Consider the following 19,994-nt stretch of genomic DNA (forward strand, 5'->3'; position numbering starts at 1 on the left):
TCTTGTTCAAGGAAGTTAAGTATGCTGAATGTTGTTATCTGAAACTTGAAATGTATTAGGCATTAGGCACTAAGCCAAAAGGGAAGAGCCACTAGCTAGAAGCTTCACAACCAAGCACGAAATCTACAATATCAGCAATCAGCCATATTAACGGCAATCGCTAAACCTCCTTCGGACGTTTCTTTGTATTTATTATTCATGTCTTTGGCTGTTTCCCACATGGTGCTAACTACTTTGTCTAAGGGTACTTTGACATTTTTAGCATCAGTAGCCAATGCCAGTTCAGCGGCATTGATTGCTTTTATAGCGCCCATCGTGTTGCGCTCTATACATGGAATTTGCACTAGTCCGCCTATAGGGTCGCAGGTTAATCCCAGGTGGTGTTCCATAGCAATTTCGGCAGCGATTAACACTTGTTCTGGAGTTCCGCCCATAAGTTCACACAAGGCTGCTGCTGCCATGGCCGAAGATACACCAATCTCTGCTTGACAACCGCCCATGGCTGCTGATATAGTCGAACCTTTTTTGAAAATACTTCCTATCTCACCAGCAACTAACAAGAATTGTTTGATTTCTTTCTCTCCTGCATCGTGGTTTTCGATCACTAAATAATACATAAGAACTGATGGGATAACTCCAGCGCTACCGTTAGTAGGAGCAGTTACAATACGACCTAGCGCGGCATTAACTTCATTTACTGCCAGCGCAAAACAACTTACCCATTTTAATATTTGTCGAAATTTTACCTCAGTCAACCTAATTTCTTCTAACCAGGTTTGAGGATTGCTATAATTTGATAATCCAATAAGATTTTGATGCAAATCAAAGGCTCTACGGCGCACATTAAGCCCACCAGGAAGTATTCCCTCAGAATGGCAGCCAATGTACATGCACTCGAGCATGGTGTTCCAAATGCGCATTAATTCATGATGAATAACGGCTTCACTGCGCATGGATTTTTCGTTTTCGTACACAATTTCCGAAATACTTTTATTCTCAGCATGACAATACGCTAATAAGTCGGCCGCTTTATCAGTTGGAAATGGGAACGCACATTTTATTTTGATTTTCTCCTTAGCATTGACACGCTCTTCTTTAACTACAAACCCACCACCGATGGAGTAGAAGGTAGCTTCATATTCAGCACCACTAGCAGTATATGCCGTAAACATCATCCCATTAGAATGGAAAGGTAAAAAGTCTTTGTTGAAAACAATATCTTCTACAATATGAAACGGGATACTAAACTCATTCCCCAATAAAAGGTGCTGCGTCGTTTCTATGGTTTTTATAATACCATCAATGTCTTCTACGGGAATGTACTCTGGATCTTGCCCACTAAGTCCTAACATAACGGCTAGATCAGTAGCATGTCCTTTACCTGTTAAGGATAAGGAGCCGTATAGATCTACTTTTACTCTTGTAATGGTGTCAAGTATATTCTCTTCTCTTAGTTCTTCTAAAAAGCGCTCTCCTGCACGCCATGGTCCTAGCGTGTGCGAACTTGAGGGACCAACACCAATTTTAAGCATGTCAAAAACCGAAATGCATTCTTCCATAGTAAGCTAGTTTTTTTGACAAAGATAATTGAATATGGCAATGAATTGTATTCTTTGCTGTCAAATGTTAACTATTTATTACTGTTTTCATTACTATAATAATAATTCTTTAATGATCATTGTCTGTCTATTTTAAGGAAGTAGCGTCTTTATTGTGTTTGAAATCAAATTTTTGGCTAAAAAAAAATCAGTACAACGACGGTACTGATTTTTGTATATGCGGTATTGTTTCTTGTCTAAAATGGGTATCCAATAGCGAGATTAAATACTAAATTGTCATTGCGCCAGGACCCACTTCCAAAATTGATTTTATCTAAAACCCAGCGGTCCCCTTGTGGTAGATAGGGTTTTCTAATAGGGAAGGCTAGGTCAGTACGTAAGATTAAGAATGAAAAGTCAAAACGCAATCCTGCACCAACTCCAACTGCTAATTCGCTCAAAAAGTCTTTAGAAAATTTAGCACCAGGTTTTTCTGTGTTTTCCTTTAGTAACCAGATATTTCCTGCATCCACAAATAAAGCCCCTTTTACAAGTCCGTATAGTTTAGCGCGGTACTCTGTATTGAACTCTAATTTTAAATCTCCAGATTGATCTGGTAAAAAAGCACTCGTATTAGTACTTCCATCATAACTTCCAGGTCCTATAGAACGGGCTCTAAATGCGCGGATACTATTAGTACCTCCATTAAAAAACTGCTTTATAAAGGGCATTTCGTCTGAGTTTCCATAAGCAAATCCAGCACCTACAATAAAACGGCTGGCTAATTGTGAATCTTCAGTTAATCTTAAGTAATGTCTAAATTCATTTTCAATTTTAATAAATTGGCTAAAAGGCACATTGAAAATTTTTGTTGTATCTCCTTTTTTAATATTTGCGCCTGTTGCTAGTCCCGTAATATTTCCTGAAAGATCAATACTAGCCTTGTAATAAATGGTATTCTTTTTTCTTTTTTGCATCGTATTCGTATAGGTATACGAATAAGTGGGACCAAAAATTAATTGTTTTTCGATTACTTTGGCCAGTGAAGGAGTGGTTTTTATTTGTTCGTTATACAAGTCGCTTACGTTTTGCGGGCTGGCAAATGTTATCTCAGTAACGTTAAGCAAATGTTCTTTTCGTTCATTTTCTTTCCACAAATAACCAAAAGAACCTTTAAAAGTTTGCAAAGAATACAGCTTAGTACGATTTTGAAATTCGTATCCTAAAGTCGCTTTTGTTTTGGGAACAAATCCGCTGGCTGATTCAAAATGGAACGGGGAAATAATTCTAGGCCAAACTAAATTAGCTTCAGTACCAAAACGGTATACATTAAATCCATTATTTTGTCCAGAAACTTGTACCTCAACACCTCCAAAAGCCGAAATAGTCAGCAACTCAGCACCCTTTAAAAGGTTGCGATTACTCCAATTAATATTTAATTCGGTACCAGTATAGTTAGCAGAGTTGGTCTTAGCCAAAACTTCTACTCTTATGGATTTCTTAGGCAGCGGCGTCAGGTAATAGTAGGCATCTAAATAATTACCAGTAGTATTAGCCACTTTAAACTGATTTTTTACAAATTTGAATGTGCCTAAATTCACTAATCTATTCAACGACAAATTGTGATTTGTTCTATTGTACAAATCATCTTTTTTGAAGTACAATGTACGATCAAAGATGCGAGGTTTAAAAGTATTTGCTGAATCGATGATTGTAAAATCTTTGTAAGTCGTTGTTGCCTCGGCTGAATTACTAATACTATCAGCACCAATAGTATAATTAGGATATACAATGATATCATTAATTCTATATTGGTTTTTTGCCAGTGCAGGAGTTTCATTCTTTACCTTTAAAATTAAATCAACTTGATGGTCAGCTACTGTGCTATCCACCTGCACTTTTAAATAGTCATCACTAAAATAGTAAAAGCCTTTTTCTTTTAAACGGGCGTCGATACGTTCTCTTTCTAGTTTAATAACATCTAGGCTGTAACCATCGTCTTTTTTTAATAAGGTACGACGCATTGTTTGCCGTACAGCTGTCGTAAGTACAGCGGAATCTTCAGGGAATTTCACGTCTCTAATGCGGTACAATCTTTTGGGATTAACAGTATAGGTAGCTGTTGCTGTTTTTCCTCTTCGAGTGGAGTCAGCGGTTGATTTTGTATTGAAGTAACCATTGTTCTCAGCGTAATTTTGCAATACTTTTTTAGTGTATTCTAAATCCACTTTACTGTATAAAACAGGAAGTTCTCCCACTTTATTTCGCAACCAGTATCGAAAACCTTTGTCTTTTGTAGGCTCTCCCGCGAGGTTGTAGAAAAACAATTTGGGACGCATTCCTAAAAATGAAGCATTAGGTTTAGGGCGCAGTAATTGTTCCATTGCTGTTTCTAATGCTTTTCGTTCCTTTTTTGGTGTTTGATCACTTTCTACTTTTACTTTACCAGCGGTATATAATAATTCCCCTTCTGGTAGGTAACGTGTACCACTACAGCCTGCTATAAACAGGATAAAAAAGGAAAGATATAATATATGATTCTTATTCATTGTATTGCTTTTTGAAAAGGGTATTATTTAGATTTTTTAGCTTCCTTAGTGGTTTTCTTAGCCTGGAATAACTCTTTAAACTTATTGTAATCTAAAGTTAGAATAAAGGCAATTCCCGTTTCAACCACCTGACCTTGTAGCGCCACTTGGTATTTATTCAATCTGTACGCTCTTAATTTATAACGCCCATCTTTAGAGAGTTGGTATTCTACCGCTACATCGCCAGCTATATTATTGGCTTCTTGATTTTGTTGTTGTGGTCCTTCCAGTCCAAAACTACTTCCAACGGTTACTTTTAAACGGTCATTCAATAATTTCTTAGAAATACCCACATTCAAATCAGTTCTATTTTCTAAAGTTCCTGTAGTATAGTCTTCAGTTGAATTTAAGTCGAAATTAAGTTCGACACCACTAATCAAATCACCAGCTAAATTGTTTAGTTGTTGTGATAAAATTTTACTGGCACTTGCTCTTGCTAATGAACTTACTGTGGTTCCACCAGCTTCACTTGCAAAAGGATTCTCACCTATGAAGCGATTGAGTAACAGCAAAGCAAATACTTGCTTGTTTAATTCGTCTGGTTGTTGACGAAGCTGTGCTAATTTAGCTTGTGTTGCATTAATGATTTCAGTGGAAACACTATTATTACCGTCGGGTAAAATGATATCAAAACTGATCGTTGGTTTCATTAATTCCCCATTCATTTTTAGTTCGGTTTCAAAAGGGATTTTTTGCTTGTACGTATTTCTAACCTCGGCGCTTACTGTTCCTAACTGATCACCAACTAAATCAATAGGGGCCGCTTCATTGCGATAAACTGCAGTAATATTAATATCTGCAGAAGTAGGTTCTCCTGTCCAAAGAATATAACTACCGCTTTCAATATCAAATTTTCGTTTAATTAAATTGAAATTCATTTCATAAGCTCCTTCCTTCAACTCATACCTACCAGTAAGCGTTGTTTTCCCAGATGGATCTATTCCTCCATTTAGTTGTGCTTCTCCTTTTAACTTTAAGAAATCACCATTCGCTTTGTCAATTACAATAGACAACTCAGCCTCTTTATCTACCTCAATATTTACAGAAGCATTAATACCACTAATTTCGGTTTGGCTCAACGATTCATCCACTGCCACAGTTGTTATTAAAGAAGGATTATCCTGATCAATAAATTCTACAATACCTTCTCTATCTGCTATAGATGGATCTGATTGCGGTAAGACAATGGTAAATTTAGTGTCTTTGTTTACTTTTATATTTCCGTCAATTACAGGGTTGTTTAAATCGCCTTTGATGCGTAAATGATTGTCTAAATACATTTCGCCATAGTACAAATCATTGTCTTTTGCTTGTGAATTTACTGCTTTAAAATTGTCAGCATCAACGGTTAGGTTAAATCCAAGATTCATAAAATCTTTACTGTCAATGGTACCGTTGATAACTAAATCATTGTCTTTTTCGTCTTTAATGGTAAAATGATCTAATGAAATGGCACCAGCCGTAAACTTAATCTTGTCATCTATTGATTTGAATGTGGCATTTAAAGGGGTTACTTTGAAACCAACATCATTGAATTTTAAGTTTCCTATAGCATCAGGTTGATTGGCTTTTCCAGTTATTGTAAATTGGCCGTTTAAGAATCCGGTACTTTCAGTTAGGTTTCCAAGCGTAAAGCCTTGAATGCTTTTTAGATTTAATTTTGCAATATCTAAATTCATATTCAAAACCCCCGCTCCAGTGGTGTAAGTTCCGTTTAAATCCATTTGATTGCCTTGCCCATTGATGGCCACCTTAGTGCTGTAGGTATTTGCTACTTGATTGTCGATATGAATTTCAATGTTTCCTACAGTATCTTTTTTAAATGCAAAATTATCTACTAGTAAATCTGATGTGAATTCTGGAGAAGTTGTTAAGTTCTTTACCAAGGCTTTCCCGTTAATATTTCCGCTGATTTGTAAATCACTTTTCTCGACAATACTGCTGATCGTTTCAATTTTAAAATCTTTAAAATCTACTGCTAAAGGGGCATTTTTTTTATCAGCGGTAGATTGTAGTTTAAGATGACTACCGTCTTTACTCAAGTCAAATTGATTTGCATAAACCCCTTTTGAACCAAAGCGAATCGCATTATTAGGATCAATCTTCCAATCTTCGTAATTCAACACTAATTTTGAAGCATCTAAGTGAAGCTCATTATCTCCCGACTTCGCCTGCAGTGTACCCGCTAACAAGTAGCGTTCTACATCTTTCAAATCTTTTAGCTGCACAGTGTAATTTGCAGTATTCTCTTTTAACTGACCTGTAACGGCAGTGTAAGGCAACTGGAATTGATTGTTTTGAATATCATCAACTATAAAACTGTAAAGCAAAGCTTTGTCTTTCGTATCAACATTCAATACCGCATTAGTAATTGTGTTTTGTCCGTACACGAGTTTAGGAATAGTACCTTTGAGTACAATGGAGTCATTTACTGAATTGTATCTTCCTGAAATTGCGATAGGTTCTAAGCTTTTTATCTCTGGTATTAACTTTAACAAAATCGGACTATCAGTAACGCCAATTTTGAATTCAAAATTTTGTTTTTCATTAACCGCTTTTGCCGCTGTAGCAGTAGTGTTGTAATATTGTGCAAGTGAATGCTGAAGTGCGTTTGCAATTTTTGTTAGCTTGTATTGTCCTTTGATAGAAGCATTAATGAAAGGGGATTTCAATACCACAGCATTAGTATCTCTAGTAGACGTAGCGATAAGACTAATAGAATCAGTAACAAATTGCTCTTTAGCATCAGCAATAGTTAAATTAACAATGTGTAATTTCCCATTGAGGTAATCTAAATTAGCAGACTGAATATCAGCAGCCATATTCCCTCTAATCTTAAGCGGACCTGCATGTAAATTTAGTTTTTCTAAATCAGCAATATCGATATTCAAATTAGCTTTTGCCTGTGGATATTTGTCTTGAAAGCTACCACTACTCACTAAATCAAATGTTAGATCAGGATTATTCATATCAGCAGCTACATTGAATAATCCGTTAGCAATAGCACCGTTAAGGTTTAAATTTTGGTAAGTGTATTTATTGTAATCTAACTTAAATATAGTTCCTTTGATTTTTGCATTGGCAGTTTTAGGGTCTAAACCGGTTCCTTTAGCAGTTGCATTTAAACTTAACTTCCCAATCGTTTTGTCTTTAAGTAATTTTCCTAAATCAAAATTTTGAAGTTCTGTTTGTGCATCATACTTTTCTTTATTTTTGACTCTTTGGTCAAACATGGCGTTAATCTTTGCGCCACCATAGGAACTTCCCAGAATTAGATTAGTGTTGAAATAATTAATAGTTCCCTTAAATTTCCCTTTTACATTGAATTGAGAAGGTAACTGAATATTGCTCGGAATGGTTGATTTTGGTACAAACTTGTTCAGGTCCTTTGCCGACGACTGGAACTCTTTAATATCCAAGTCAAAATAGGCTTTATTAACGTCAGGTAATCCTGTAATAGTTCCACTGGCGGCAATTTTTGTAGTACCTATTCCGCTGATTTCTAATTTAGGAATTTCTATCTGCTTTAGTTTTCCGGTCACTTTACTATTGATTAACAATATTGCTTCAGGATTTGTATTAAACGGTTTGCTATTAGCAAGTGTTGGCACAAAAATCAAAATATCCTTAAAGCCCAAACGACTATTTTTTAGATCAGCATTGATGCTTAGTTCCCCTAAGTTAGAACTAATGCTTTCAATAGAAGGATATCCTACTTCAATGGCATCTTTTAAAAGTGTTTGAGGTGTTTTAAGGTATAAATTCTTTAGGTAGGAATTTTTTCGACCATAAAAAAAGTCGGATTTAAAAGACTGAATATTTAATCCGCTTTGTTCTTTTACGGTAAAATAATTCACTTCTCCAGCAATACTTAGCGGACTGTAATGTATGTTGTTAGCATCAAATGATAGTGCTTTGATCTTTAAATGCTTGTAGTCGATACCTTTGCGTACTGCTGCGGCATTATTGTCATCAAAATCAAAGTCTACATTTTTAAAAGTAGATTCTTTGATCTTAAATTCCCATTTATTTTGATTAGCGGCAACTGTTGTAGTCTGTTGTGTGTCTTTGAGAGCGAGTACTTTGTCTAAAGTTAATTTTCCTTTAGCATTTGTTAGATTAATAGCGTCTATCAGGAAGAACTGGTTGTTTATATCCGTTTTACTGAATTTTACACCTAATTTTTTAAAGGCTAGGGTAGTGGCTAATTTTGATTTTTCATCTCGGTATTGAATGTCTATTTTTGACAAATCAATTTCTCCTAGTTCCAAACTAAAATCATCATCAGAGGCAACTTTCTTTACTTCTTCTGTAGCTTTATTTATCTCCTTTAAAATACCTTGTTCCAGTCTTAATGTAAGTCCCTTGATAGTGATCTTTGGGATATTAAAATCCATTTTATTGAGATCAAACGATTTTATTCGCGTGTCCAAATGGCTTAGATTAAAATACAAATCATTTTTGCTGTAAGCGTCGTTATAATTAATCTTTAGATTGTCCAAGTTTATTTTTTCCAAAGAGAATTCCATAGGTGTAGAATCTTTCTTTGGTTGATCAGCAGTTGCAAAAGCTTTGATAATGTAATCAAAATTATAAACGGCGTTACGGTCTCTACTTACATTAGCGGTTATTCCTTGAAGATCTATTGCGTTAATTTCTACTTTGTTGTTCATTAACTGAAACATGCTAATGTCTACGGAAAGTTCCTTACCAGCTAGTAGTGTATCTCTTTTTTGACCTTCAAAATAAACTCCTTTTAAGATAATTTTTTTGGGAAAACCAATTTGTAATGTGTCGACAGAAACTTTGGTTTTTATTTTTTCCTGTAAATAAGCAACTACTTTTTCTTTGGCTATATTTTGAACAGCAGGAACTTGGATAAGAATTAGGATCAGTAAGAGTAATGCAAAAATACTTCCTATTGTCCAGAGGAATATTTTTAAACTTTTTTGCAAATATTTTTTCAAGAGTAGCTGATTTATAGGTCTAAAAATAACTGGAATGCACTTTTATTTTCGGATTTCATCGAAATTAACCACAAAGATGAAAATTTAAACCGAAAGTGTTTTATAAATTATAGGGTTTATGTTATAAAATTATTCGATTTTAGAGTCATGACTTCAAATAATTACGTTTTATAAACGAGAAGTTCGTTAAAACCTTCAGCTTGTTTTTCTTTCAACAAATAATCTTTTATTGCTATTAAGATTGCCTTATTAGAAGTGAACAACTCTCTGTTGAAATTAATTACTGTGGTGATATCTATGGTTTCGATAGTAGCATTTTGAGCATCGGTGTAAAAATCATTTAATGCTGAACTGTAGTTGTTTTCAATGGAATCAAAAATTGCTTGAAGATTAGCAAATTCAGCATCTTCTTTTTGCGTCAGCAAAGCATACAGTTTTAGATATAATAACTCCGTTTCCTTTTTATGGTGGAGAAAGAAGTTGTATTTAATATCCTTAGACGAATGACTTAAATTGAGAATGTTGCTACCTATGTCTTTAATACTTTTTACCGAATGCATGGCACTGCGTACTGCTGAAATTAATTGATTGAGTTCTGAGAATTGTTCTGTGGCTAATTTAGGTCTTAACTTTAAATAAAATGCTTGTAATTCTCCCTGTTGCTGTTTTAAAAAGTCATATTTCTCTTCTTTTGTTTTTAAACTAAACTTTCTATTTTCATTGATGGTTTCGTATTCAGCATTAGTTTGAAAATTGTCATCTCCAATTTTAAATAAAGCCAAATTATATTGCATGGAATTATAAATAAAATAGTCGGTTTCTCTTTTAAATAAATCTAAGGCGGTGATAGGCTCAGCAATGGTCGCATGATTTATAAAGGCAGTTGCGGTATTGTTAGCATCTTTAAAGAACCGTTCTAGAAACTGTGCAAAAACATCAAGCAAGGGTAGGAAAATAAGGATTGAGAATAAGTTGATTAAGGTTGAAAATGTGACCAAGCCTATTAATGGGTCTTGTATGTTTAAGACGCTGGTAATTAAATTTAATATGGGGTGTAGCAATATAAATGCTACTACAGTTACGAAGACATTAAAAAGTAAATTCCCCAAAACCACTCTTTTTTTAGATGAATTTCCTCCTATAGCTCCTAATACAATTTTAATGGTAGTACCCGTCTCTGAACCAAGTACAATTGCAGCTGCTATGGGAAAACTAATGGCTCCTACATGAAGTGCACTAAGTGTTAGCGCCATTGTCACAGAACTGGATTGCACTAATAAAGTGATAATAAATCCCATCAGTAGAAAAACCGCCAAAGGCATCTGAGCATAATGTGCAAAATCAATTATTTTGACTTGAGCTTCCATAGCCGTTTTCATAAAGGAAAGCCCTATAAATAGCAATCCAAAACCGAAGAGAAAATAGGAGAGGTATTTAGCTGTTTTTCGGCTACCAAAAAAGATCAGTATTAATCCTCCCAAACAAACGGTTGGATAAGCAATCACTTCGATGTCAACTTTAAACCCGAGAGTGGCTACAAGCCAACTGTCTAATGTTGTTCCCAGATTAGCACCTAAGATAATGGCCATTGCATTCTTCATCGTGAAAACCCCAGCACCTACAAAGGCTAATACCATAAAAGATACCATAGAACTACTTTGTAGTACAGCAGTCACTATTGCACCTCCTGTTACTGCTCCAATATTGTTTTTAGTAATGCGTTGCAGAAATAGTTTAAAATTACGTCCCGATAGATTTTTTAAAGATTCTTCTAGTAAATACATCGCAAAAAGAAACAATCCGACGCCCGCAGCAAGTTTAAAAAAAGGTTTAAATGTTTCCATATAATTTAGTAGGCTAAAGTGACACTAAGGTTAACTAATATTAGTTTTTTTTAGAATGAGTGAATCTTTAATAGTCTGAATAATCTGTGGGATGCATATAGGTTATTGTTATGTGGGAAACATTGTTTTTGTACTTCTCCATAGCAGATAATTTTTTCCACTCTGGAGCGGCTCCAAATTTTTTCCAATGGGCGTCACGACTTTCTTGGTTTTCAAAAGTCGTTAAGTACATCAAATTAGGCATATTGTTTCCTGAGATAACTTCGCCATAAAACACAGCATTAAATTTAAGACGTTCAAAAAGGTCAATTTCGCCACCAGCATTGAACATATCTACTTTATTTTTAAAATAGGCTTCAGTGGGCGATTCATAGCTTCTTAATTCATAAATGCGGTTAACTCTGTTTCCTTTTAAGTCAGGAAGGCTTAACTTAGGGTGATCAATAAATGCTTTTAAAAAGACGGTTTCGATACGGGCATAAGGAGCATGGTCAAAAGTGGCTTCAATATAGTTAGCCCCAGCCTTTAAATACGATTTGTCTTTTGCTAATTTTTCGTCTAGCTGAAGGTATTTTTCTAATGTTTGCAACGGAATTACAATAATTAATTTTTGTAAAGGGTCCGTCTTTGTTGCGTTTGATTTAAAAATACCAATATTTTTAAAACCTAGTTTTTTCAAAGCAGGTAAATAAGCATTTTTCAGATACAGTTCGGTTTCTTCAAGTTGCCGTTCTGAATCGAAAAGATAGGTTTTTATGGCATAAAATTCAGTATCCGTTGTACGGTCAATGCATTTATTTAACGTAATAAAACTGGAACTAGAATACAGGATAATTAAAATAGTTACTAATTTTAAAATCTTCATTTATTACACTGTTTTTAAGAAATGATAGGATGACTTTCGGTTAAAGTTATGAAAGTTAAATGTATAGCTAAAAAATACATAAACAAAATGGTGTTATCAGTAAATTAGTATGGCTTCATATCTGCCTTACGTTTATTAAGTTGTACTTGTAAATCGCGAATGGTTTCTGCGGCTGCAGCTTCAAATGTTTCTTCATCTGATGATGCAAAAATTTGGGGACCTGGACAGCTTAAGGTGATTTCGCATATTTTCCCTTTCCCTTTGGAGTCTTTAACTTCTTTGAAAAAAACTTTGGCTTTAATTAACCAGCTGTAGTGATTTGATAAATTTTCCAGTTTTTCTATAACCAAATCTTCAGCATTACTATTTTTTTCTGTTTGGACAAATTGAATTGTAGTTTCCATAATTTTAGGTTTTAGAGTTAAATAAGTTTTAATAGCTTAAATGTTAAGTAACAGTCAAAGAATGTAAGCTATACAGTTAGGTAAGTGATGAAATATAGCTAGCATCTCAAATTTAAGCATTAAAAAAGGAAATACCCCTTTTTTATATCTTAAATTACTGAAAATCAGTTGTTTTTTAAGGTGAAGAGTCAGTTTTAATGGCGAATGAATTAGTAGCACGACATATTTGTTAACTACTTAATACGACTATTTTAATGTTTTTGACTCCAGTAGCTATTTGATTTGCTCCATTATAAATAGATGTGATTATTTATTAATTAAAGTAGGGTACAAAAAGAAAAAACTACTAACCAATGTTATAATTACTCATGATTTTTAATAGTTTCAGTTCTTAAAATTTAATATCTAACTCTTTGATTTCTTTTTCTAAAGATAGTGCGAACTTATAGCCATATTCAAAGATTTCATCCGCTCTACGCAGATTGAAGATACTAAATTGGCTCATATTAGGCGGTTCAATGTAAAGAGAACAGCTATCAATCTTACTTTGAACAGAACTTTTCATTGCCAGATGGAAACAGCGGTCAACTATATTGTTCATGTGTACCTCATCTACTTCCTTTTTAATAGAATTGACATAACTACCAATGATTATATCACATTGGTCTGTTAGTGGTTCAATAGGAAAATTATTTATAACACCACCATCCACATAAAGAGAATTATTAAAACTAACAGGTTGGAAAACTAGAGGAATACAGGAAGAAGCCATTAAGGATTTTGATAAATTTCCAGAGGAGAAATAAACTAATTCACCTTTTAAAATGTCAGTAGCAGCGACGTATAAAGGGATGTTTAAGTCTTCAAAAGTATTGTCGTTTAAGTATTCATGATAAATCCCCTGGAAGCCTTTCATGGCAAATAAACCTTGCCGTTTTATAAGAAAGTTTGAGAAATTAAAAATCTGCCCTTTTTTTAATATTTCCACAATTTCAGTTACTGAATAACCAGCAGCATAAAATGCTCCTGCAATCGCTCCAGCGCTGGTTCCAGAGATATGTGTGGGTACAATTCCGAATTCTTCCAATGCTTTTAATACTCCTAAATGTGCGATACCACGTGCACCACCTCCTGATAATACAATTCCTACTTTGGACTTCATATACTATTGGGTTATGATTTAACTTGTTTTTCGAATATAGAAAAAAAAGGCTGATTAACCATTAAAATTAATGATAATCAGCTTTTTGGTGTAAAATCTTACTGTGGTAGTAAGAAGTTGAAGAGTACTTAAAATTATAAGGATATAAAATCTTCGCTTTTGGGAAAACTAGTTAAAGCTTGTACAGCAATTTCAGGAGTAGGCTTGGCAATTTTTCTAAGTTGCGTATCCATCCAAGCTCCATCTACTGTAATGGTAGCGCACAGTTGATCATTTTCATTTTTAAATTCATGTACTATAGACCATCGAGAAGCATCTTCACGCATTTGAGATACTTTAGTATGCATAAAAATAGTATCTGATAATTTAATTTCTTTTCTAAAAACACATTCTTCCCTAAATAAGATAGGACCAAAGCTATTAGATTGTAGTACTTTCATGGTCAATCCAAGAGATTCTAAAATCTCGATACGGTGCTGTGCACCAAAGTCATAATAGGCACTGTGACGAACGTGAAAATTGGGGTCAAGATCTGACCAACGAAACGATAATTTTTTACTGAAAGCTGTCATTTTTTTATTTTTATAATATGGATTGTCGGCATAGCTACGATACAAAATGGTATAGTAGCATTAGAAATAAGTATAAGGAATTTTAAACCGGAATTTTTTCAATTAGCAGCGGATCACCTTGCCCTGTAATGTAGGTACAGGTCATTTCTATGATATCAATGCGCCACTTAGCAATGCCGCATTGCGCCGCTTGCTGGCAAAAAGTAAAGTAATCACTTTGACCTCCTTGATGCATTACCAGATACTCAATAAAACGTTCTTTATTCACTATAGTCGCTACGGGAAAATCTTCGTGCTTTTTGTCAGTACTTACTTCTTGATTGTTGTCTCCGTAATAAACAACGCGACTGTCTTTCGTATGAGTGTCATAGCCTTTCACCCCTAAATTAATTAGCTCCTGAATATAAGTAGCAAAGTCAGGCCCAGTTTTTACTTTTTCATACGCTGCTTTGATCTGTTCTAGTGTAAACATATTTGTACGATTGATTATTATACGTTTTCAAATTTAAAACGGAAAAGTACAATTTTTAGATGAACTTTTTTTGATTTCTTAGCCAATAATAAAAGATTACGGCTATTTTTAAAATAGTATAACCATACAGAATTAAAGGAATAGTAATAAGGAACAAAAAAAAAGAGAGCTTCATAATGAAGCTCTCTTTATCAAATGTTATTCAGACTAACGTCTATTTTTATGGTATTTTTCATATCCATGACGCTCATTATGATTGTGATCATTAGAAGCGTATTGGTCATCTCTCCAATCTTTCGATTTGTCTTTACCATATACTACACGATTGTTATTTCGATCTAGAACAATGCGTTGATTGTCTCCTCTATATCCTTCATAATAACGAGTACGGTCATTATTAAAATTTCTATAAGGCTGGTTCCCGTGATAATCTTTTAAGACCACTTTGTATCCATTTCTAGCATCATAATTTCTATATCGGTAAGGTAGGTTTCTAGAGTGTATCCAGTTACCTCTTTCTAAATAGATATATTGATTCGCACGCACGTCATAATACGTTTGAATGTCTGGTAGGTAGTAATAGCCTACTGCTACATTCGATGAATTTTGATACGTAGGAGCTGTTCCTATGTTTAAATTTATTGAAAGTTGTGCATGTGATGCACTTGATACAAGTAGAATTATTCCAACGGCAGTTAATTTTAAAGTTTTCATGATTTCTATTTTTTACAATTTTATTTAATTATTTTCATTCATTTGTATATACGTTTTCTGTAAATCCAACAACTGTGCCACAGTAATTTTTCGGCATTTAATTGGATAGTAGTAAAACTGTATTCATACTTTAGAGTAAGTTTAAAGTGCTGAATTTGAATAATTTAAATAGCGTAATTTTTTGTTGCTAAAAAATAGATAAAATTTAAAATTTAAAGATAAGTCGCGTAATTCCTATCTGTATTAAGATTAATAGTCGGCTTGCATAGATAGTCAATTTGCTGTTCAGAATAAATTTCTTTTGCTGTAGCCAAAGCAGTTATTTGCAAAATATGTTGCTCTGTTTGGTACTTATTAAAATTTTCCCATGTAGGTGATGAACTTGCTTCTTTTCCATACATAGTGCCAATACAAATGTTATTGTCTTTGTACTTGTTGTGGAGCACTTCGAGGATTTTAAAGAAAAACTCATCTAATAACACTATTGATTCAAATTCTGCTGTAAGAGTATTACAACTTGGACTCAATGGATCTATTATTTTTAATAAATCTAGTAATTCCGTTTTTTCTTCGGCAGTAACTTCAGTAGCATAACCAAATTTAAGCGTTTTGAAGACTAAATTATTCCACACCACACTATCATGTCCCCATTTAATATCGGGAAGGTTTAGCGCATGTTCACAAATTAAGATAATTGCGTATAAAACATCATTTAAGTAAGAAGCAGGGAATTCATCTAAGCTTCTAAACTCAAAACCACTTTGATACATTTTTTCTTGATTGAAATCCAGACCCACTTCAGGCAGGAGTTCATATTCCATCTCCTTTTCGATCTGATCTCTCCACCAGATGTTGTCTTCTTTTTCAAACTTCAATAGTTTTCTAAAATCATCTACTTTATAGGTAAGAATTTTTCCCTTAGGCATTGCTTTATTGTAGGTACCTACACCTATGTATCTAGACATGGCGTTACGCATCGAGCCTAAAGTAAAATTTTTGTCAGAGTGAACTTGGTTACTAATAACACCCATAATATCAGGACTTCCTAATGTAGCTATGAAGAAAGGCTCAAACCATTGCAACATATAAATGGCATTAGCATGAGTTTTATCAAATGCATCGTAATCAACTATTCGGCTATCCTCTGTAAGAGTGGGCAGGGTAATATGAAAATGGTAAGTTCCATTGTTAAATAACACTAAGTTTTCTTGATTAGTCATGAACATATTTAGACCCTTATTGTAATCTGGAAAATTTAATTTTTCATCAAATACAGCAGATTCATTGATTTTATCAAGAAATAACTTTTTAGTTGCTCTTAATTCATTACAAGATTCAACTACAGTTCTATTTTCAAAATATTTGGTCACAAATTCGATAGAATCACCATCAAAGTGCACAGAACCCATGGTTTTGTCTCTCTGAGTTATCATACTTTGAATATTGTAAGGTTGGTTTTCTAGAAAACGTTCCATAATTGACTGTCCAAGGTATTCTGGATTGGCAATAGGAGCAGGTTTAACTACGGTGCTATCATTAGTGTGTATTATAGCGTCTAATACAGGGATGGTTTTATGCTGGAAATTTACATCCATTTTTTCTAATGAATGACTATTAATCATTCGGCTAACCTTGTAATTTTTATGAGTACTAAAAGCTTGTTCTAGTAAAGGGGCTAAACTATTAGGTTTATAACATTTTCTGTAGTCAATACTGTACTTTTCAAAACCAATTTTTTGTTGTATAAATTCACCAGATACGATTAAGGGTTCTTCAAATTGCATATAGGTTTCGTTTTCTAATCCAATTCCCCAATAAAATTTTTGTGTCTGATTTTCTTTCATTTATACGAGTGCTATTTTTTAATTATTAATTGATTTTGTACTATTGGTGACCAAAAAGCTATAGTTCATCCTATGTTCAAATACATTATCTCAATGTATTCAGAATCTTTGTTGACTAGTAGCTGTAACGCTATTTTACTTTTAAATTATAGGAATTTAATTTCAGTCTGAGAATTTTGGTCTTTGTATCGACTGAACTATTGATTAAAGCAAAATTTTATAATGTGGTTATAAAATCAGAATTACTTCTAATTACTTTTAAAGCAATGATTTAAGTAGATGAATGGCTAAATTTTAGTTTTTGCTATTCTAGTTTTTTCCAAGCTGCAATAGTACTGCATTTTTATGTTATTTGCAAGCACAAAATGCAAGGAAAATAAAAGAAAAAAAGCAGAGGCACTTTTGAATAAATAAAATACAATTATTTTAATCAATAATTATCCTATTCGTTTGAAGGTGAAAGCAGTATAGTTACTCGTGTTTTGTAATAGAATGAGTTTTTACAGCACTAAATTTGATGCTTTTTTTAAACTAAAAAGCCTTCTAAATTTTGAAAGAGGTACCGATCGATTTTAGCTCAGTTTCGGTCTTTATTTTTTACTCATGATAATAGAATACGGAAGAGGAGTAAAGTTTGTTATTCCACCAGTCTTTTCTGGCTTTAGAAAAGTAATTGTAATTCAGTTTACCAGCCTGTGATTGTAATGGGTATATGACGACACCATTTTCACGATAGGCTTTTTTTACAGCAGTTTCTGGAACCACCGGAACGAGATGTCCAGAGAGTCCTCTTTGTTTTCTTTTAGCACAAATTATCCCTATGCCGCCATTAGTATTTACCAACTGCTGCATTTCATCAACGCTAAAAATCCTTTTCCAGCCAAAATTTTCTCCCCATTGTAAAAACCAATCGTGAATAGCACTAGAATAGATGGTTTGCACCGTTTCGCCATAAATGGCTTCTATCTCATGACCATCGCGCATTTTGTTTATTGCTTCATCAGTCCACCAAACAGTGGGTAAGTACACTTTTGAAAAATAGCAATAATCGTAGGAGTACACATTACAGTAAGTATCTTCTGGAGTTCGCTGGTATCTAATATTAGTTGTAACGTCTAGTTTAGTAATGAGTCGCCCGATACTTTCTCGTTTTGCAGTAGCATCTGTTAAATCTCTGAAAGGAATACTAGAGTCGCAAATAGGAGTGTGCTTCATTGCTGTGGAATCTAGACGAGATTGCTCATCAGATAGGCAAGCAGCCATTTTAATGTGGGAATCTAAAACAGCGTCAATAGCAACTGTTGCTAACAAACTGGAAGCGGGATTATTATTCATTTCAACTACTATTATTTATGTGCGTTATTTGTATTTGGCTGTATGCTTAGCGAGCATGTAAATAAGGAATTATAGGGGAGTTTTCTAAATCAAGCATTTTTCTCTAAAAATTAAATGTAGTAAAAAAAAGTTACTGCATAGAATATTCTTGTATAAAATAAATGCTGTAAATCAATTTGAGAAATAGTGAATCTATTTGACTATCTATAAAAAGTTAGTTGGCCAGCTGTGGATTGTAGGGAACAGTAAAATAAAATATGGAACCTTTTTGTTCTTCGCTTTCCAGCCATATTTTTCCTCCCAATAACTCTACAAAAGCTTTAGCGATGGAAAGTCCTAAACCTGCTCCTTGAATAGCCATTTTGTTGCTAATATCAGCCTTTGTAAATCTTTCAAAAATAGCTTCGTGCCGATCAATAGGAATTCCGTCACCATTGTCCTTTACTGAAAATTGTAATGCCTGCTCATTGTTATTGTTCACTACGCTATAACCAAATTCAATAGAACCTTCTTTACAATGCTTGATAGCATTTTTAACGAGGTTAGTAAGAATAGCATAAATTTTTGAACGATCTGTATTGATTATGGCTTTGCTGTCTATTAGAGATTTTTGTGAAGAAAAGGCAATCTTTTTACTTTCCATTATTGGTTGGAAAAAAGTATATATGGAATCTATTTGTTCGTTTATGTTAAAGTTTTTTAAATGTACCTCCATAGATCCTGATTCGATTTTCGAAATATCAACAATATCGTCAATAATATTGAGTAGGCGGTCGCCACTCTTTTCAATTATTCTAATATATTCTTGTTGTTCTGTACCACTTAGGTTTGCCTCTTTAAGTAAAGTAGCAAAACCCAAAATACCGTTCATAGGAGTTCTAATCTCGTGTGACATATTGGTCAAAAAAGCCGACTTAATACGATCACTTTCCTCGGCTTGTTCTTTGGCTAAGATTAGCTCAGCGGCTCTTTTTTCTTTTTCATCATTTTGAAAGGCCAGTTCTTTATTTGCAATAACTAATTCAGCAGCCCGTTTCTCTTTTTCATCATTCTGATAGCTAAGCTCCTTATTTGCTATAATAAGTTCAGCAGCTCTTTTCTCTTTTTCATCGTTTTGATAACAAAGCTCTTTATTAGCGATAATTAGTTCAGCAGCTCTGTTTTCTTTCTCCTGATTTTGAAAAGCGAGTTCGTGATTAGCAATCACTAATTCCGCAGCTCTGTTTTCTTTTTCTTGATTTTGAAAAGCAAGTTCTTGATTAGCAATAACTAATTCAGCTGCTCTTTTCTCCTTTTCATTGTTTTGATAAGAAAGCTCTTTATTAGCGATAATTAATTCAGCAGCTCGTTTCTCCTTTTCGTCGTTTTGAAAGCTTAGTTCTTGATTTGCAATAATTAATTCAGCGGCTCTTTTTTCTTTTTCATCATTTTGACTGGAGAGCTCTTTGTTTGCTAATAGTAATTCTCGTTCTATCTGTGCGTATTTGATAGCATCTTTGTTGTAGTCGGTCGTTAAGGCATCGAACTTGTATTGGAAGTCCAATAACTCCTGTAAGAGTTCATCTTTATTTTTTTCATGACGGTCCATAATACTGGTATTTGAAGATGAATTTAGGATAGGGTATAATTTCATTACGTGTTATTCCCCCTTAACTATGTTGAATTTTTAAGTAAATATAAGTGATTTAC

13 protein-coding genes are annotated in these 19,994 nt (G+C 33.9%); all 13 read right to left on the reverse strand.

Annotated elements, in window-relative coordinates:
- Positions 1-131: 131 nt before the first annotated feature.
- Positions 132-1,559 carry an L-serine ammonia-lyase gene (locus ACEN2K_RS11425; RefSeq protein WP_441759455.1) on the reverse strand — a complete coding sequence of 476 codons (1,428 nt, stop codon included), beginning with the start codon at positions 1,557-1,559 and terminating at the stop codon, positions 132-134.
- 236 nt (positions 1,560-1,795) lie between these two features.
- Positions 1,796-4,087, reverse strand: a complete 2,292-nt coding sequence (tamL, locus tag ACEN2K_RS11430) for a translocation and assembly module lipoprotein TamL (protein WP_441759456.1) — start codon at positions 4,085-4,087, stop codon at positions 1,796-1,798.
- Positions 4,088-4,110: 23 nt separating this feature from the next.
- Positions 4,111-9,093, reverse strand: a complete 4,983-nt coding sequence (locus ACEN2K_RS11435; RefSeq protein ID WP_441759457.1) for a translocation/assembly module TamB domain-containing protein — start codon at positions 9,091-9,093, stop codon at positions 4,111-4,113.
- A 161-nt stretch (positions 9,094-9,254) separates the two neighbouring features.
- Positions 9,255-10,937, reverse strand: coding sequence for a Na/Pi cotransporter family protein (locus tag ACEN2K_RS11440; RefSeq protein ID WP_441759458.1), 1,683 nt, complete (start codon positions 10,935-10,937; stop codon positions 9,255-9,257).
- A 67-nt stretch (positions 10,938-11,004) separates the two neighbouring features.
- The gene (locus tag ACEN2K_RS11445; RefSeq protein ID WP_441759459.1) at positions 11,005-11,802 is read right to left on the reverse strand and encodes an NIPSNAP family protein; all 798 of its coding nucleotides are present in this window, start codon (positions 11,800-11,802) and stop codon (positions 11,005-11,007) included.
- Between the two features lie 104 nt (positions 11,803-11,906).
- Complete coding sequence (locus ACEN2K_RS11450) at positions 11,907-12,206, reverse strand: HPF/RaiA family ribosome-associated protein (protein ID WP_441759460.1); 300 nt, start codon at positions 12,204-12,206, stop codon at positions 11,907-11,909.
- A gap of 391 nt (positions 12,207-12,597) precedes the next feature.
- Complete coding sequence (locus ACEN2K_RS11455; protein ID WP_441759461.1) at positions 12,598-13,368, reverse strand: patatin-like phospholipase family protein; 771 nt, start codon at positions 13,366-13,368, stop codon at positions 12,598-12,600.
- A 134-nt stretch (positions 13,369-13,502) separates the two neighbouring features.
- Positions 13,503-13,940 carry an acyl-CoA thioesterase gene (locus tag ACEN2K_RS11460; protein WP_441759462.1) on the reverse strand — a complete coding sequence of 146 codons (438 nt, stop codon included), beginning with the start codon at positions 13,938-13,940 and terminating at the stop codon, positions 13,503-13,505.
- 82 nt (positions 13,941-14,022) lie between these two features.
- On the reverse strand, positions 14,023-14,412 hold the full coding sequence (locus tag ACEN2K_RS11465; RefSeq protein ID WP_441759463.1) for a DUF1398 domain-containing protein: 390 nt from the start codon (positions 14,410-14,412) through the stop codon (positions 14,023-14,025).
- A 207-nt stretch (positions 14,413-14,619) separates the two neighbouring features.
- The gene (locus tag ACEN2K_RS11470) at positions 14,620-15,126 is read right to left on the reverse strand and encodes a hypothetical protein (protein ID WP_441759464.1); all 507 of its coding nucleotides are present in this window, start codon (positions 15,124-15,126) and stop codon (positions 14,620-14,622) included.
- A gap of 212 nt (positions 15,127-15,338) precedes the next feature.
- Positions 15,339-16,970 carry a hypothetical protein gene (locus ACEN2K_RS11475; RefSeq protein WP_441759465.1) on the reverse strand — a complete coding sequence of 544 codons (1,632 nt, stop codon included), beginning with the start codon at positions 16,968-16,970 and terminating at the stop codon, positions 15,339-15,341.
- A 597-nt stretch (positions 16,971-17,567) separates the two neighbouring features.
- Positions 17,568-18,305 carry a hypothetical protein gene (locus ACEN2K_RS11480; protein ID WP_441759466.1) on the reverse strand — a complete coding sequence of 246 codons (738 nt, stop codon included), beginning with the start codon at positions 18,303-18,305 and terminating at the stop codon, positions 17,568-17,570.
- A 214-nt stretch (positions 18,306-18,519) separates the two neighbouring features.
- Complete coding sequence (locus ACEN2K_RS11485; protein WP_441759467.1) at positions 18,520-19,938, reverse strand: ATP-binding protein; 1,419 nt, start codon at positions 19,936-19,938, stop codon at positions 18,520-18,522.
- Between the last annotated feature and the right edge of the window lie 56 nt (positions 19,939-19,994).

It is taken from the genome of Flavobacterium sp. W21_SRS_FM3 (genome assembly GCF_052113625.1).
GTDB lineage: Bacteria > Bacteroidota > Bacteroidia > Flavobacteriales > Flavobacteriaceae > Flavobacterium.